12 protein-coding genes are annotated in these 13819 nt (G+C 59.2%); 4 read left to right on the top strand and 8 right to left on the bottom strand.

The window, feature by feature from the left end; all coding sequences use genetic code 11:
* Positions 1 to 15: 15 nt before the first annotated feature.
* The 7 genes from exeC to AAHA39_RS05050 form a co-directional block, all read right to left on the bottom strand.
* A complete protein-coding gene (gene exeC, locus AAHA39_RS05080) occupies positions 16 to 858 on the bottom strand; it encodes a GspC family type II secretion system variant ExeC (protein WP_276308120.1) in 843 nt (280 codons plus the stop codon).
* 205 nt (positions 859 to 1063) lie between these two features.
* Entirely contained in the window at positions 1064 to 1750 is a 687-nt protein-coding gene (gene exeB / locus AAHA39_RS05075) for a GspB family T2SS assembly factor variant ExeB (protein WP_320657175.1), read from the bottom strand.
* Complete coding sequence (locus AAHA39_RS05070) at positions 1750 to 3318, bottom strand: ExeA family protein (protein WP_320657174.1); 1569 nt, start codon at positions 3316 to 3318, stop codon at positions 1750 to 1752. Before AAHA39_RS05070 ends, exeB begins: the two co-directional genes overlap by 1 nt.
* A 249-nt stretch (positions 3319 to 3567) precedes the next feature.
* Positions 3568 to 5013, bottom strand: a complete 1446-nt coding sequence (locus tag AAHA39_RS05065) for an HD domain-containing phosphohydrolase (RefSeq protein ID WP_320657173.1) — start codon at positions 5011 to 5013, stop codon at positions 3568 to 3570.
* Between the two features lie 56 nt (positions 5014 to 5069).
* The gene (locus tag AAHA39_RS05060; RefSeq protein WP_320657172.1) at positions 5070 to 6191 is read right to left on the bottom strand and encodes a beta-ketoacyl-ACP synthase III; all 1122 of its coding nucleotides are present in this window, start codon (positions 6189 to 6191) and stop codon (positions 5070 to 5072) included.
* 54 nt (positions 6192 to 6245) lie between these two features.
* A complete protein-coding gene (locus AAHA39_RS05055; RefSeq protein ID WP_320657171.1) occupies positions 6246 to 7409 on the bottom strand; it encodes a vWA domain-containing protein in 1164 nt (387 codons plus the stop codon).
* A gap of 3 nt (positions 7410 to 7412) precedes the next feature.
* Positions 7413 to 8255 (bottom strand): AAA family ATPase, encoded by an 843-nt coding sequence (locus AAHA39_RS05050; RefSeq protein WP_320657170.1) that lies wholly within the window; start codon positions 8253 to 8255, stop codon positions 7413 to 7415.
* A gap of 159 nt (positions 8256 to 8414) precedes the next feature.
* On the opposite strand from AAHA39_RS05050, the gene cysK reads away from it, so the two are divergent.
* The 4 genes from cysK (at position 8415) to crr (ending at position 12407) form a co-directional block, all read left to right on the top strand.
* A complete protein-coding gene (cysK, locus tag AAHA39_RS05045) occupies positions 8415 to 9383 on the top strand; it encodes a cysteine synthase A (RefSeq protein ID WP_320657169.1) in 969 nt (322 codons plus the stop codon).
* Positions 9384 to 9825: 442 nt separating this feature from the next.
* On the top strand, positions 9826 to 10083 hold the full coding sequence (locus AAHA39_RS05040; RefSeq protein WP_005303128.1) for an HPr family phosphocarrier protein: 258 nt from the start codon (positions 9826 to 9828) through the stop codon (positions 10081 to 10083).
* 44 nt (positions 10084 to 10127) lie between these two features.
* Positions 10128 to 11855 carry a phosphoenolpyruvate-protein phosphotransferase PtsI gene (gene ptsI, locus AAHA39_RS05035; RefSeq protein WP_033113318.1) on the top strand — a complete coding sequence of 576 codons (1728 nt, stop codon included), beginning with the start codon at positions 10128 to 10130 and terminating at the stop codon, positions 11853 to 11855.
* 42 nt (positions 11856 to 11897) lie between these two features.
* Positions 11898 to 12407, top strand: coding sequence for a PTS glucose transporter subunit IIA (crr, locus tag AAHA39_RS05030; RefSeq protein WP_005303134.1), 510 nt, complete (start codon positions 11898 to 11900; stop codon positions 12405 to 12407).
* 104 nt (positions 12408 to 12511) lie between these two features.
* Here the strand turns inward: crr and AAHA39_RS05025 are convergent, their stop codons facing one another.
* Positions 12512 to 13450 (bottom strand): GGDEF domain-containing protein, encoded by a 939-nt coding sequence (locus tag AAHA39_RS05025; protein WP_043851384.1) that lies wholly within the window; start codon positions 13448 to 13450, stop codon positions 12512 to 12514.
* Positions 13451 to 13819 lie beyond the last annotated feature (369 nt).

Here is a 13819-nt window from a genome sequence, read left to right as displayed (position 1 = left end):
ACGACTCCAAAATCATTATTCTGACAAGCGAACATAGACATCGAACTGTTCACCCTGCCGCTCGACGGTCACTGTCAATTCGGTAGCACCAGCCAGCTGCTGCATCGCCTGCATGGCCTGCATGTTGTCACGCAGATCCAGGCCGTTGATGCTGATGGCCAGATCATTGGCCTGCAGCCCGCTCTGGTTGAAGAGTTCCGGATTGTTGCCCGGATTGAGGCGATAGCCCGCCAGGCGGCCATCCACCTGAACCGGTGAAATATTGAGGTAATCGGTGATCTTGCCGGGATCGCTCATCAGCTCGTTGCGCACGGAGGAGAGCGGAGCGTTACCGCCTTGTTGGGGCAGGGGCTTGCCGTACTCTTCGCCATCGAGCATCAGGGTTTCGTCGCGGCCATCGCGCTCTATGATGACCCGGTCGGGGTAGACCTGACGGATCCGTGCCTGGGTACCGTCGATGAGATCCCCCACGCTGTAGGAGTTCTGAATCCCCGACATGGCGATGATGGCGATCGATTTGGCCGGATCGGAGCTGGCCAGCACGCCGTTGAGCTGGGCATTGAGCTGGGTCCGCGGTGCGTTGGCGGCGACCTCCTTGATCTGTTGCACCTTGGGGATTGCCTTGCCAAACAGGGAGAGGCGGCTCACTTCACCCAGTTCAAGACGGGGAGCACTCTGGCCCGCAGTTGCAATGACGGAGGGCTGCCACGGCTGACTGCTCTGGGGCGTGGCCAGGGCGAGCAGACGCCAAGTGAGGTTGGCACACTGCTGGGCCAGCAGGATCAGCAATAGCAGAAAGACCGCCTGAGTGATGCGGGCCATGGGAAGCCGCCGGCACTGGGCCAGCAGCTTGATCAAGATCTCATCCCTGGATGGTCGGGTCATGTTCGTCAACATTGTTTCGGGCTTTGGTGCAGCTGGCTATTGTGTACGGCGAGCCGTTTGGACACAACGTTCGTGCGGTTGCAATCGGCAAAACTTGATATTTCATCACACCTTGAGCGTTCCATTGCTTATTAAAGAGGCAACCAAGTGCCTGTCTGCACCCTGGTTGTGGTGAATCTCAGCCCTGCCAATCCTGCAGCGCCTTGAGGGTGACACTCTGGCCACCCACATCCAGCACCATGTACTCCTGAGCGATGGTAGCGAGGCGTACCCCCGGAGCAATCTCGCTCCCCTCCCGGTATTCACGGCCATTGAGCACCACCGCCCGTTTGGCGGGGTTGGATGAGAACACATGGGAACCATAGCTGAACGTGGGAACCTGCTGGCGGATCGAAAGCGGCGCGGCATTAAGCGGCATCAGCTGGGCTGGCTGCACGCTCTGGGGCACTGTACCCGACTCCTGTTGCAGCGGTGTTTCGTTGAGGGCGCGCATCAGCTGTTCGGCCAGGGTTGGTCGACTGGCTGCCGGATTGCTGGTGGTGGCGGCAACCTTGGGCTGCTGCACCACCGGCTCCGGCAGGGGAGGTGGCAGCGGCCGTGTCACCATCGCCTTGGGCTCCACTCGCACGAAGGGCGGGGTGACCACTTCTTTCACCTCGACCTTCTCCTCGATGGGGCGCAGGTGGATCAGGTGCCAGCCATAGTTGGCGCCAGCGCCGAGCAGCAGGGCGAGCGGAGCAAGTAGCCAGACGAGGCGGCGGGATGTCCTCGCCTCTTCGCGGGGCATGGCAAGCCCCATGGCGGGGATACAGGTTTGTGGCTGCGGTTGCTGTGCGCGGTGCAGCGCCTTGAGCAGGGTAGACATCAGGAGGCCTCCTCCAGTCTGGGCATGGGTTCACCGGAGAGGGCGTTGAGGCGCAGCAGGGTATTGCTGCCGGCGATGCCGTCAGGGTTGAGCCCCTGATCCCGCTGGAACTGCTGCAGTTTGTTCTTGAGCTCGCCATCGAAGCGGCGCACCTTGCGCTCGGGCTGTTGTAGCGCGCGGCTCAGGGCATTGTCGAGCCACTGGATCTGGGCCTGCCCCGCATTGTTGCCGATCAGGCTGGCGCCCCCCTTGGGCATGCGCCAGAGCAGGGTGTAACTGCCGCCCCAGTTGTCGCTGAGCCACTGTCTCTCAACCTGCCAGCTCTGGTTGCCGATCATCAGGCGCGCCTGCTTGGGGCCGAGTGTGACCAGGGTGGCGTAGTAGATGCCGCCCGTCTCGTCGGTAAGGCTGACCATGGCGGGGTATTGCAGATTGCGCAGCTCGTCGAGGCTCGCTTCCCCCTCCTGACAGCGCAGGCCGGCGCGGGGGGCGTTGTCGCAGGTGGCATCCTCCAGCTCGGGCTCGTAGCCCCAGACCCGGTAGAGATTCTGCATTGCGCCCTCGGGGTCGAGCGCCTGATTGATCGCCTCGGTAAGCTGCTCCTGCTGCTCGGCGGTCTCATCGACGGTAACCGGTACCTCGACCTTGACCACCGGGCGGGTGGGGAATACGCCGAAGAACTGCCAGCCCCACCAGCCAGCCGCCACCAGCAGTGCGCCAGCCAGCGCGACCGCAAGGCCGGAGAGCCAGCTCCCCTCGTCGCGGATCCCGCTCACCTCAAAGGCGGCCTGACTGATGTCGCCATGGACAATTTTGTAGCTGCCACGGGCAAAGGCGGCGATCAGGGCGCGGTCGCAGATGAGGTTGATAAGACGGGGAATGCCACCGCTCAGGCGGTGGAGGGTCTGGATTGCCCTGGGGGTAAAAATGGGCTGCACGCAGCCGGCGACCTGCAGCCGGAAGCGAACATAGGCATCGACATCGCCGGCACCCAGGGGCAGCAAGTGGTAGCGAGCGGTAATGCGCTGGGCCAGCTGGCGCAGCAGGGGCTGGCGCAACATCTGCTGCAGCTCTGGCTGACCGATCAGCACCACCTGCAGCAGCTTTTTCTCATCGGTTTCGAGGTTGGTCAGCAGGCGCAGCTGCTCCAGCACCTCTGGCAGCAGATGCTGGGCCTCATCCACCAGCACTACGCTGCGCTTGCCTGCCGCCAGATTGGCCAACAGGTGGTCGCGAATAAGGTCGAACAGCAGCTTGATCCCCGCTTCGGCGGGGTAGGCAAGCTGAAACTCGTCACAGATGGCCGCCAGCAGATCCCGCTCGGTCAGCGAGGGGTTGAGGATATAGGCGATCTCGGTCTCGGCGGGCAGCTGTTGCAGCAGGCAGCGGGAGACCGTGGTCTTGCCGGTGCCTACTTCGCCGGTCAGTAGCACAAAGCCGCCGCCATCCTGCAATCCGTAGCTGAGATGGGCCAGAGCCTCCCCGTGCCGCTCGCTCATATAGAGATATTTGGGATTGGGCGAGATGGAGAACGGGTGTTCCGAGAGGCCAAAGAACTGTGTGTACATGAGGGATTCTTTTGTGACCAGTTACAGGTAAAAAATATTTCCGGATGATAGCAAACCTCGCATTCATTGGAAGCTATCCGAGTGGACAAGAGACAAATGACGGCACTTTCCCTTCATCTTGTGATCCAGAGTCGGGATTGTGCCGCTCAAACGGTCAAAAAATAGCGGTGATTTGCAAAAATAAGTTTATTGTCAACAGCTTGGGGGGGCGAAGTTTTCACCTGTCGGTTCGTTAACGGGTTTGCCGACTCAGCGATGGTCCTTAAATTTGGCCGCTATCTCCTTGAACTGCGCCTCGCAGGCGAGAAACGCGTTGACTATGTTCGGGTCGAAATGACTGCCGCTTCCTTTCACGATGATCTCCTTCGCTTCCTCATGGCTGAAGGCGGGTTTGTAGACCCGTTTCGAGATGAGGGCATCGTAGACATCCGCCACCGCCATCAGCCGCCCGGAGAGGGGAATAGCCTCACCCGCCAGCCCTGCCGGATAGCCGCTGCCATCCCACTTCTCGTGGTGGGTGAGGGAGATCTCCCGCGCCAGCCGCAGGAAGGAGTTGGAGCCCAGCTGCGCCTCGGCGCTCGCCAGCGCATCAGCACCGATCTGCGGGTGGCGCTTCATGATGGCGAACTCCTCATCGGTCAGCTTGCCCGGCTTGAGCAGGATGGCGTCGGGAATGCCCACCTTGCCGACATCGTGCAGCGGGGCAGATTTGAACAGCAGATCGATGGTGGCATCATCCAGTGGATAGCGATCCCAGTCGCTGAGGCTCAGATGCAGTGCCAGCGCCTTGACGTAGTGCTGGGTGCGGATGATATGGGCGCCGGTCTCGTTGTCGCGGGTCTCCGCCAGCGAGGCGAGCCCGAGGATAGCCACATCACGGGTCAGGTTGAGCTCATCGCTGCGGGATTTCAGCTCACCGATCATCTGATTGGTGCTGGCGGCGATAAGGCCAAACTCGTCATCCCGGGTGACCGGCACCCGGGCATCGAAGTCACCGCATTGCACTCTGGCCATGGTGCTGGTCTGGTGGCGCAGGGAGAGGCCAAGGTTGCGGCCGTAGCCGTGAATGATGAGGGCGAGATAGCTGAAGGTCACCGTCATCACGAAGGCGATCTCCCACAGGATGTAGTGCTGGGCCTCGACTCTCGGCAGGCTGCGCTCCACCGTCACCAGCCACTCCAGATCTTTGTTGAACAGCAAGAAGAATACGCACCCCAATAAGGTGAGGGTTGCCAGGGTAAAGAGGGTGAACTTGCGTGGCAGCGGCATGGCCAGCGGATGGCTCAGTGCCAGGCTCTGCTCGGCTTGCCGTGCTCTGGCCCGATGCCAATCCCGCTCCAGAGTCAGGTCGGCCGCCACCAGAAAGCCGAGGGTGGTCATCCCCAGCAATACCTTGAGGTGACTCTCCAGCGGAAAGTCGTGGGCCAGGGCGTTGTAGCCCGAGAGCAGCAGTGCTCCCAGCAGGTAGAAACCTACCTCCAGTCCAAACCCGTCCAGCCCGTTACGCGGCAGGGGCTGCCTTGAGAGCAGCCGGTTGCGCACGGCGAACATGATGGCGAACGTCACCAGGGTAGGCCCCAGTAGCTGGGGCAGGGTGAGGCTCTCAAGAAACGGGCAAACCTGCCAGCCATAGAGACAGAAGAGTGACAGGGTTACCCCGTAGTGCAGGGCGCAGCGCCCCGAGATTCTCATCATGATTTCACCTGAACAGCGTTTTTGTTGTTATGGCCGCCGCGACAGGCGCACCATCCTCAGCACCGTTGCAGCAGCAGGCTACCGATAGAGTAGCCGGCGCCAAACGAGCAGAGGACGCCGCGAGCCCCCGCAGGAAGGTCGCGATTGTACAGATGAAACGCGATGATGGAACCCGCCGAGCTGGTATTGCCATAGCTATCGAGAATGACCGGCGCCTCCTGCTGGCTGGCATCGTGACCGAGCAGCTTGCGGCCGATGAACTGGTTCATGGTGAGGTTGGCCTGATGGAGCCAGAGCCGGCTCAGGCTCTCGGCAGGCCAGCCCTGCTCATCGAGCTGGCCGGCAATCTGGTCGCACACCAGCGGCAACACCTCCTTGAACACCTTGCGCCCCTGCTGGCGAAACAGCTTGTCGTCGCTGTAGCGGGTACGCGGGCTCAGCCGGTTCAAAAAGCCGAAGTTGTTGCGGATGTTGTTGGAGTACCGGGTTACCAGCTTGCTTGCTACCAGTTGCCACGGATTGGCCACCTTGCAATCGGCCTCCCGCTCCAGCAGCACCGCGGTGCAGGCATCACCGAAGATAAAGTGGCTATCCCGATCGCGAAAATTGAGGTGCCCCGAGCAGATCTCCGGATTGACCACCAGCGCCAGTTTGGTGCTGCCTGCCGCCAGCATGTCGGCTGCTGTTTTGATACCGAAGGTGGCAGACGAGCAGGCCACGTTCATGTCAAAGGCCATGCCGCTCGCTCCCAGATAGTGCTGCAGCTCGATGGCCAGCGCCGGATAGGGGCGTGGCATGTTGGATGCCGCCACTATTACCAAATCGATCTCCCCCGGCTCGCGGCCGGCGGCGATCAGCGCCTGTTCGGCGGCGGCCACCGCCATCTCCACCATGATGGAGGGCATCTCATCGGGCCGCTCCGCCAGCAGCGGTTGCATGATATCGGGGTTGAGCACCCCTTCGCGGCTCACCAGATAACGGCTCTTGATGCCGGAGGCCTTCTCGATGAACTCGCAGCTGGAGTGCTGCTTGGCAGGGAGCTGGCCGGCGTCGATGGCGGAGGCGTTCTCCTCGTTGTAGAGATCCACATACTGGTTGAAGGCGGCCACCAGCTCTTCATTGCTGACGGCAAAGGGGGGGGTATAGAGGCCTGAGCCACTGATCACGATAGAGGTCATCTTTGCTCCTCGCCGGGTGCGTTCCCGGCTTGTCGGTTTATAGGGTAGAGAGGGTTAAAGCTGGTCGATCGCCGCAGCTAGACCCGCCAGAGTCAGCGGATGCATCCGCCCGCCAACCACGTCATTCATCAGTTTGATGGAGGGATGCCAGAGCCACTCCCGGCGCGGGGTGGGATTGATCCACACCAGTTTGGGAAAGTGTTGCTGCAGGCGGGTAAGCCACACCTGACCCGACTCCTCGTTCCACTGCTCGACACTGCCACCCGGCCAGGTGATTTCGTAGGGGCCCATGGTGGCATCCCCCACCAGGATCACTCGGTAGTCGCTGCCATAGGTGCGCAGCAGCCGCAGGGTATCGAACCGCTCCTCAAAGCGGCGGGCGTTATCCTTCCAGACGAAGTCGTAGAGGCAGTTATGAAAATAGAAGTACTCCAGATGCTTGAACTCGTGGCGCAGGGCGGAGAAGAGGCGCTGCACCTCGGCCACATGGGCATCCATGGAACCTCCGACATCGAAGAAAACCAACAGCTTCACCCCGTTGTGGCGCTCGGGCCGCAGCTTCACATCGAGCCAGCCCTGGCGGGCAGAACTTTTTATGGTGTCGTCGAGATCCAGCTCGTCGGGATTGCCTTTGCGCACCCAGCGCCTGAGTTTGCGCAGCGCCAGCTGGATGGCGCGCTGGCCGAGCGGCGAGTCGTCGCTGAAGTTGCGATAAAGTCTGGCCTCCCACACCTTGGCTGCCTTGCCGTGCAGCCCCTCTCCCCCCATGCGGACGCCCTCGGGGTGAAAACCGCCGTGGCCAAACGGGCTGCTGCCACCGCTTCCCACCCACTTGTTGCCACCGGCGTGGCGCTCTTTCTGCTCGCTTAACCGCTGGTTAAGGGTCTCCAGCAGCTTGTCGAGTCCGCCGAGGGATTTGAGCAACGCCTTCTCCTCTGGGCTCAACAGTCGCTCGAACTCCTTGCGCAGCCACTCCTCGGGCAGGCTCTCCGGCAGCAGGGGAATGGCGTCCAGACCCTCGTAGTACTCGGCGAAGGCACGATCGAAGCGATCGTAGTGGGCCTCGTCTTTCACCAGCAGGCAGCGGGAGAGCTGGTAGAACTCGTCCATATCGATGGTGACCAGCCTGGCGGCCAGCGCGGCGTGCAAGTCCATCAGCTCACGCAGGCTGCAGGGGAGCTTGTGGTGGCGCAGATGGGTAAAAAAGTCGATCAGCATGGGTCAGCTGCCGCGTCGGGCCAAAAAGGCGAGCTTCTCGAAGAGATGCAAATCCTGCTCGGTCTTGAGCAGAGCGCCATATAGCGCGGGTATCAGCTTGCCGGGTTCGCGGGCGCGCATCGCCTCGGGGGCGATATCGTCGGCCAGGAGCAGGCGGATCCAGTCCAGCAGCTCCGAGGTGGAGGGCTTCTTGCGCAGCCCCTCTACCTCGCGCAGCTCGAAGAAGAGATCCATTGCCTCGCCAAGCAGACTCTCCTTGAGGTCGGGGTAGTGGAGTTTGACGATGGCCTGCATCTCGGCCTTGTCGGGGAAGCGGATGTAGTGGAAGAAACAGCGGCGCAGGAAGGCATCCGGCAGCTCTTTTTCATTGTTGGAGGTGATGATGACCACCGGCCGCTGGCGTGCCCTGACTCGCTCGCCGGTCTCGTAGACATCGAACTCCATTCGATCCAGCTCCAGCAGCAGATCGTTGGGGAATTCGATGTCGGCCTTGTCGATCTCGTCGATCAGCAGCACCGGTCGCTGCTCGGCGCTGAAAGCCTGCCACAGCTTGCCCTGGCGAATGTAGTGGCTGATATCGGCCACTCTGGGGTCGCCGAGCTGGGAATCGCGCAGCCGCGCTACCGCATCATATTCGTAGAGTCCCTGCTGGGCTTTGGTGGTGGACTTGATATGCCAGGCAATGAGATCGGTGCCAAGATGATCGGCGACCGCTTCTGCCAGCACCGTTTTGCCGGTGCCTGGCTCCCCTTTGATCAGCAGCGGTTTTTCGAGGGTGATGGCGGCATTGACCGCCATCTTCAATGCATCGGAGGCGAGATACTGGCTGCTTCCTGAAAATCCCATAACGTCGGTTCCTTTGACGATTGGCTCCCGGAGTCAGGGGCCAGAGAGAATAAGCTCTATATGTTGTAATACCATATGGTTATAACGAATAGTCACTTCTCATTCAGAAACCACAGGGTAATCTTGTTTCATCGTCGTAACAAACACAGGGATAGCACCATGAGCAAAATTTTTGAGGACAATAGCCAGACTATCGGTCACACCCCGCTGGTTCGTCTCAACCGTGTTACCAAAGGCCGCGTGCTGGCCAAGATCGAGAGCCGCAACCCCAGTTTCAGCGTCAAGTGCCGTATCGGTGCCAACCTGATCTGGGATGCCGAGAAGCGCGGCATTCTGACCAAGGGTAAGGAGATCATCGAGCCCACCAGCGGTAACACGGGTATTGCTCTGGCTTTTGTCGCGGCTGCTCGCGGCTATCCCATTACCCTGACCATGCCGGCCACCATGAGTCTGGAGCGCCGCAAGCTGCTCAAGGCGCTCGGGGCCAAGCTGGTGCTGACCGAAGGGCCGCTTGGCATGAAAGGGGCCATTGCCAAGGCCAACGAGATCCTCGAGTCCGAGCCGGGCAAGTATGTGTTGTTGCAACAGTTTGAAAACCCGGCCAACCCGGAGATCCACGAAAAGACCACCGGCCCCGAGATTTGGGATGCCACTGACGGTGAGGTGGATGTGTTCGTAGCGGGGGTCGGTACCGGTGGCACCATTACCGGTGTCTCCCGCTACCTGAAGAAGATTCAGGGCAAGGCGGTGGTCTCTGTCGCGGTCGAACCGGCCGAGTCGCCGGTCATCAGCCAGAAGCTGGCCGGTGAAGAGATCAAACCGGGCCCCCACAAGATCCAGGGAATCGGCGCCGGCTTTATTCCGGGCAACCTCGACCTCTCCCTGATTGACCGGGTCGAGCAGGTGACCAGTGACGAAGCTATCGAGATGGCTCGCCGCCTGATGGAGGAGGAGGGGATCCTGGCCGGTATCAGCTCCGGTGCAGCCGTGGTGGCTGCCAGCCGTCTGGCCGAGCTGCCGGAGTTTGAAGGAAAAACGATTGTCGTCATCCTGCCGAGCGCCGCGGAGCGCTACCTCTCCAGCGCCCTGTTTGCCGGCGTATTCAGCGAGCAGGAATTGCAGCAGTAAACCACAAGATTGCACTGACCAGACGGCGCTCCCAGGAGCGCCGTTTCTTTATGGGCTAGACTCTGCATCGCCCAGCGCCACTCGGGCCCTTATTTTTTGGGGTAAAATAACAAGCTCCGGAGCGAGAAAAAAAGCAGACATTCTGTGATAAATCTCATATCCTGTGCGGCGTCACGCGGTGTCTGATGGTCAGGTATCACAAAGTAACAAAGTGTTATTTTTCGTTATAAAATAATTTCAGGCCAGTCCTGATGCGGCTTGTAGCCCAATAACGGAAAAATCCCGACCAAGACACCGAAATACTGCACAGAAAATTGACCTGGATTAAACCATTGCGGGTCTGCTTTCGTTACTTTACAACATATCCATACTGACACGGTGGGTCAGGTTGTCTGAAAAGCGACCAGCTCACTAAAAAATATCAATAATATGGGGTGAAACCATGTACGAGAAGTCTGTTGTTATTACTGCTGAAAACGGCCTGCACACCCGTCCGGCAGCTCAGTTCGTGAAAGAAGCCAAAGAATTCCAAAGCGAGATCACTGTGGTCTCCGGTGGCAAATCCGCCAGCGCCAAGAGCCTGTTCAAGCTGCAGACTCTGGGTCTGACCAAAGGCACCAACGTGACCATCCAGGCCGACGGCCCGGACGCTCAGAAAGCCGTTGAGAAGCTGGTTGCCCTGATGGACGAGCTGGAGTAATCCAGCTTTATTCCTCCCCCACAGTCGTTTTAATAGGAAGGATTATGATATCTGGCATTCTTGCGTCCCCCGGTATCGCATTCGGTAAGGCGCTTCTTCTGAAAGAAGATGAAATCGTTATCAATCAGGGCAAGATCTCTGCTGACCAGATTGATGTCGAGATCAACCGCTTCCTCGAAGCCCGCACCAAGTCAGCTGCACAGCTGGAAGCCATCAAAGAGATGGCCGGTCGCACCTTCGGCGAAGAAAAAGAGGCCATCTTCGAAGGCCACATCATGTTGCTCGAAGATGAAGAGCTGGAAGGGGATATCAAATCCTTCATCAAAGATAACAAGGCATCCGCCGACAAAGCCATCTACGAGGTGATCGAACAGTACGCCAAGATGATGGCCGAGCTGGATGACCCCTATCTGCGCGAGCGCGCAACCGATTTTCGTGACATCGGTACCCGTCTGGTCAAGAACGTACTAGGCATCGCCGTTGTCAACCTGAGTACCATCGACGAAGAGGTCATCTTGGTCGCCAAAGACCTGACCCCGTCCGAAACTGCTCAGATCAACCTGAAATATGTGCTGGGTTTCGTCACCGACATCGGTGGCCGTACTTCCCACACCTCCATCATGGCCCGCTCCTTGGAGCTGCCGGCCATCGTGGGTACCAACGACATCACCGATCGCGTCAAGAACGGTGAGATGATCCTGCTCGACGCCATCAACAACAAAGTTGTGATCAACCCGAGCGAAGCCGAGCTGACCCAGTTCAAAGAGACTCAGGCCCGTTATCAGGCTGAGAAAGACGAGCTGGCCAAGCTGAAAGATCTGCCTGCCATCACTCTGGATGGTCATCAGGTCGAAGTGTGCGCCAACATTGGTACCGTCAAGGATACCGAAGGTGCCATTCGCAATGGCGCCGAAGGCGTGGGTCTGTACCGTACCGAGTTCCTGTTCATGGACCGTGACGCGCTGCCGACCGAAGACGAGCAGTTCAAAGCCTACAAAGAAGTGGCCGAAGCGATGCCGGATCAGCCGATCATCGTGCGTACCATGGACATTGGTGGCGACAAAGAGCTGCCGTACATGAATTTCCCGAAAGAGATGAACCCCTTCCTGGGCTGGCGTGCCGTGCGTATTTTCTTCGACCGCGAAGACATCATGCACGCTCAGCTGCGGGCCATTCTGCGTGCGTCTGCCTTTGGCAAACTGCGCATCATGTTCCCGATGATCATCTCTGTCGAAGAGTTCCGTAGCCTGAAAGCTACCGTAGAGACGCTGAAAGCCGAACTGCGCGCCGAAGGCAAAGCCTTTGATGAATCCATCGAAGTGGGTATCATGATCGAGACCCCGGCTGCTGCCGTCATGGCTCATCATCTTGCCAAGGAAGTGGATTTCTTCAGTATCGGTACCAACGACCTGACCCAGTACACCCTGGCTGTCGACCGTGGTAACGAGATGATCTCCGCGATGTACAACCCGCTGTCACCCTCCGTCCTGACCCTGATCAAGATGGTTATCGATGCATCCCATGCCGAAGGCAAGTGGACCGGTATGTGTGGTGAACTGGCTGGTGACGAGCGTGCCACCCTGCTGCTGCTGGGTATGGGTCTGGATGAGTTCTCCATGAGCGCCATCTCTGTACCGCGTATCAAGAAGCTTATCCGCAACACCAACTTCGAAGATGTGAAGGCAATGGCTGATCAAGCACTGAGCTTTGCCACCGCTGCTGAAATCGAAGCATGCGTAGATAACTTTATTAAGCAGAAGGCAGTCTGCTAAGATCGGCTGCAAACAGCGAAAAATCATCTCTAGGAGCTTTATATGGGTCTGTTCGACAAACTGAAGAAACTGGTTTCCGACGATAGCTCTGACACCGGTGGCATCGAAATCTTTGCTCCGCTGTCTGGCGAAATCGTGCCGATCGAAGATGTGCCTGATGTCGTCTTCGCCGAGAAGATCGTTGGTGACGGTATCGCCATCAAGCCGGCTGGCAACAAGATGGTTGCTCCGTGCGACGGCACCATCGGCAAGATTTTCGAGACCAACCACGCGTTCTCTCTGGAATCTGACTCCGGCATCGAGCTGTTCGTTCACTTCGGTATCGACACCGTTGAACTGAAAGGCGAAGGCTTCAAGCGTATCGCTCAGGAAGGCCAGCAGGTCAAGCGTGGCGACACCATCATCGAGTTCGATCTGGCCGTTCTGGAAGCCAAAGCCAAGTCTACCCTGACTCCGGTGGTCATCTCCAACATGGACGAGATCAAAGAGCTGGTGAAGATGACTGGTGCCGTGACTGTGGGCGAGACCCCGGTGATCCGCATCAAAAAATAAGCCGTGACAGGCCAAGCGCCTGTTACTGCAACAAAAAACCGAAGCCTTGTGCTTCGGTTTTTTTATGGCTGCGATCCGGCCCAGAACATGTTTCCTCTCCTCCCTTACTCTTTCGCAACCACCACCCGGTTACGCCCCTGCTCCTTGGCGAGATAAAGCGCCCGATCCGCCATCATCAGCAGGTAGTCGATGCTCTGATCGCCCCGGGTAGCCGCGCAGCCAAGGCTGATGGTGAGAGTGATAGTCTGTCCCTGCCATGGCATGGCCAGCTCGCTGACCTGCTGGCGCAGCCGTTCGGCCCGGCAGGCGGCCTGCTCCAGCGTGTGATCCGGCAAGATCAGCAGAAACTCCTCGCCGCCCCAGCGGGCCAGGCACTCCCCCGGTTGCAGCAGTTCTGTCATGGTCTCTGCAACGGCGCAGAGCGCTGCATCCCCGGCAGGGTGACCGTAACGGTCGTTGATCTGCTTGAAGTGGTCGATATCGCCCAGCACCAGGGCAAAGGCATCGCCCTGCATCCGGTGGGATTGCAGCTGCTGCTCGGCACCACGGCGGTTGCACAGCTCGGTGAGGGGGTCGGTGCAGGAGAGGCGGCTCACCTCTTCCACCATGCACTGCAGGTCGTGAATGTCGCGGAAGGTGACGATATGGCCATTCGGGATGGCATCGGCCCCCAGCTGGGCCGTTACCACGAACCAGCGGTGCTGGCCATTCTTGCAACGGATCAGGGCGGGCATCTCTGCCACCTCCAGCCCCTGTTGCAGTGACTGTTCTACCTCGGTGTGCCAGGCCTGAATGATCGCGCTGCGGTAGGTTGCATCCGGATAGGCGAGGCGAAACCAGCTGTCCATATCGGGCAGATCGGCCAGGTCATACCCGAGCTGTTCGCGAAAGGCGCGGTTGAGAAAGCGATGGCGACGAACGGGGATGTTGTCACCGGTATCGGGCAGACCCTCGCGGCGCGCCACCGATTCTGACACCAGAATGGGGAGCGGTATCACGTCAAAGGAGCGAAACAGGATCTGCTGCAGTTCTCTCTCTTCCATCGTCACGTGGTGCTCCCTGATCCTTTTGTCACTTTCTCTAACATAGGTTAGCCAGCGCAGGTGGTAAATGGATTTCTGGGGCGCGGCGGGGGCGGGCTATCGTCTCATCTGAAAGCAGGGGAAAAGGGGGGCTGGAGCAGCATTTTTCACCGGTTCTGAGGGGGCTGCTGGGTGTCTGCCGATGTCACCAGAGCGGCTTGCGGCAATGATTCAACGCGTTTAGCGGCTTATTTTATAAAAAATTTTGTTTATAAAATAACTGTATTCTGGCGCCAGAGAGGGCAACACTTGCCGGGTAGCCACCTCCCCAGGGCTTGCAGAGCCTCCTCCGATCCGCTGACCGATCATGTGAACGCAATAAAAAAGCCG

Source organism: Aeromonas sp. SE22, from assembly GCF_038739755.1.
In the GTDB taxonomy this organism is placed as follows: Bacteria; Pseudomonadota; Gammaproteobacteria; order Enterobacterales; family Aeromonadaceae; genus Aeromonas; species Aeromonas jandaei.
This window is presented reverse-complemented; position numbering and strand designations above follow the sequence as displayed.

Bases quoted from the DNA above. Each gene is read 5' to 3' on its own strand.
- exeB (WP_320657175.1), bottom strand. From the start codon at position 1,750: ATGTCTACCCTGCTCAAGGCGCTGCACCGCGCACAGCAACCGCAGCCA.
- AAHA39_RS05070 (WP_320657174.1), bottom strand. From the start codon at position 3,318: ATGTACACACAGTTCTTTGGCCTCTCGGAACACCCGTTCTCCATCTCG.
- AAHA39_RS05065 (WP_320657173.1), bottom strand. From the start codon at position 5,013: ATGATGAGAATCTCGGGGCGCTGCGCCCTGCACTACGGGGTAACCCTG.
- AAHA39_RS05060 (WP_320657172.1), bottom strand. From the start codon at position 6,191: ATGACCTCTATCGTGATCAGTGGCTCAGGCCTCTATACCCCCCCCTTT.
- AAHA39_RS05055 (WP_320657171.1), bottom strand. From the start codon at position 7,409: ATGCTGATCGACTTTTTTACCCATCTGCGCCACCACAAGCTCCCCTGC.
- AAHA39_RS05050 (WP_320657170.1), bottom strand. From the start codon at position 8,255: ATGGGATTTTCAGGAAGCAGCCAGTATCTCGCCTCCGATGCATTGAAG.
- cysK (WP_320657169.1), top strand. From the start codon at position 8,415: ATGAGCAAAATTTTTGAGGACAATAGCCAGACTATCGGTCACACCCCG.
- AAHA39_RS05040 (WP_005303128.1), top strand. From the start codon at position 9,826: ATGTACGAGAAGTCTGTTGTTATTACTGCTGAAAACGGCCTGCACACC.
- ptsI (WP_033113318.1), top strand. From the start codon at position 10,128: ATGATATCTGGCATTCTTGCGTCCCCCGGTATCGCATTCGGTAAGGCG.
- crr (WP_005303134.1), top strand. From the start codon at position 11,898: ATGGGTCTGTTCGACAAACTGAAGAAACTGGTTTCCGACGATAGCTCT.
- AAHA39_RS05025 (WP_043851384.1), bottom strand. From the start codon at position 13,450: ATGGAAGAGAGAGAACTGCAGCAGATCCTGTTTCGCTCCTTTGACGTG.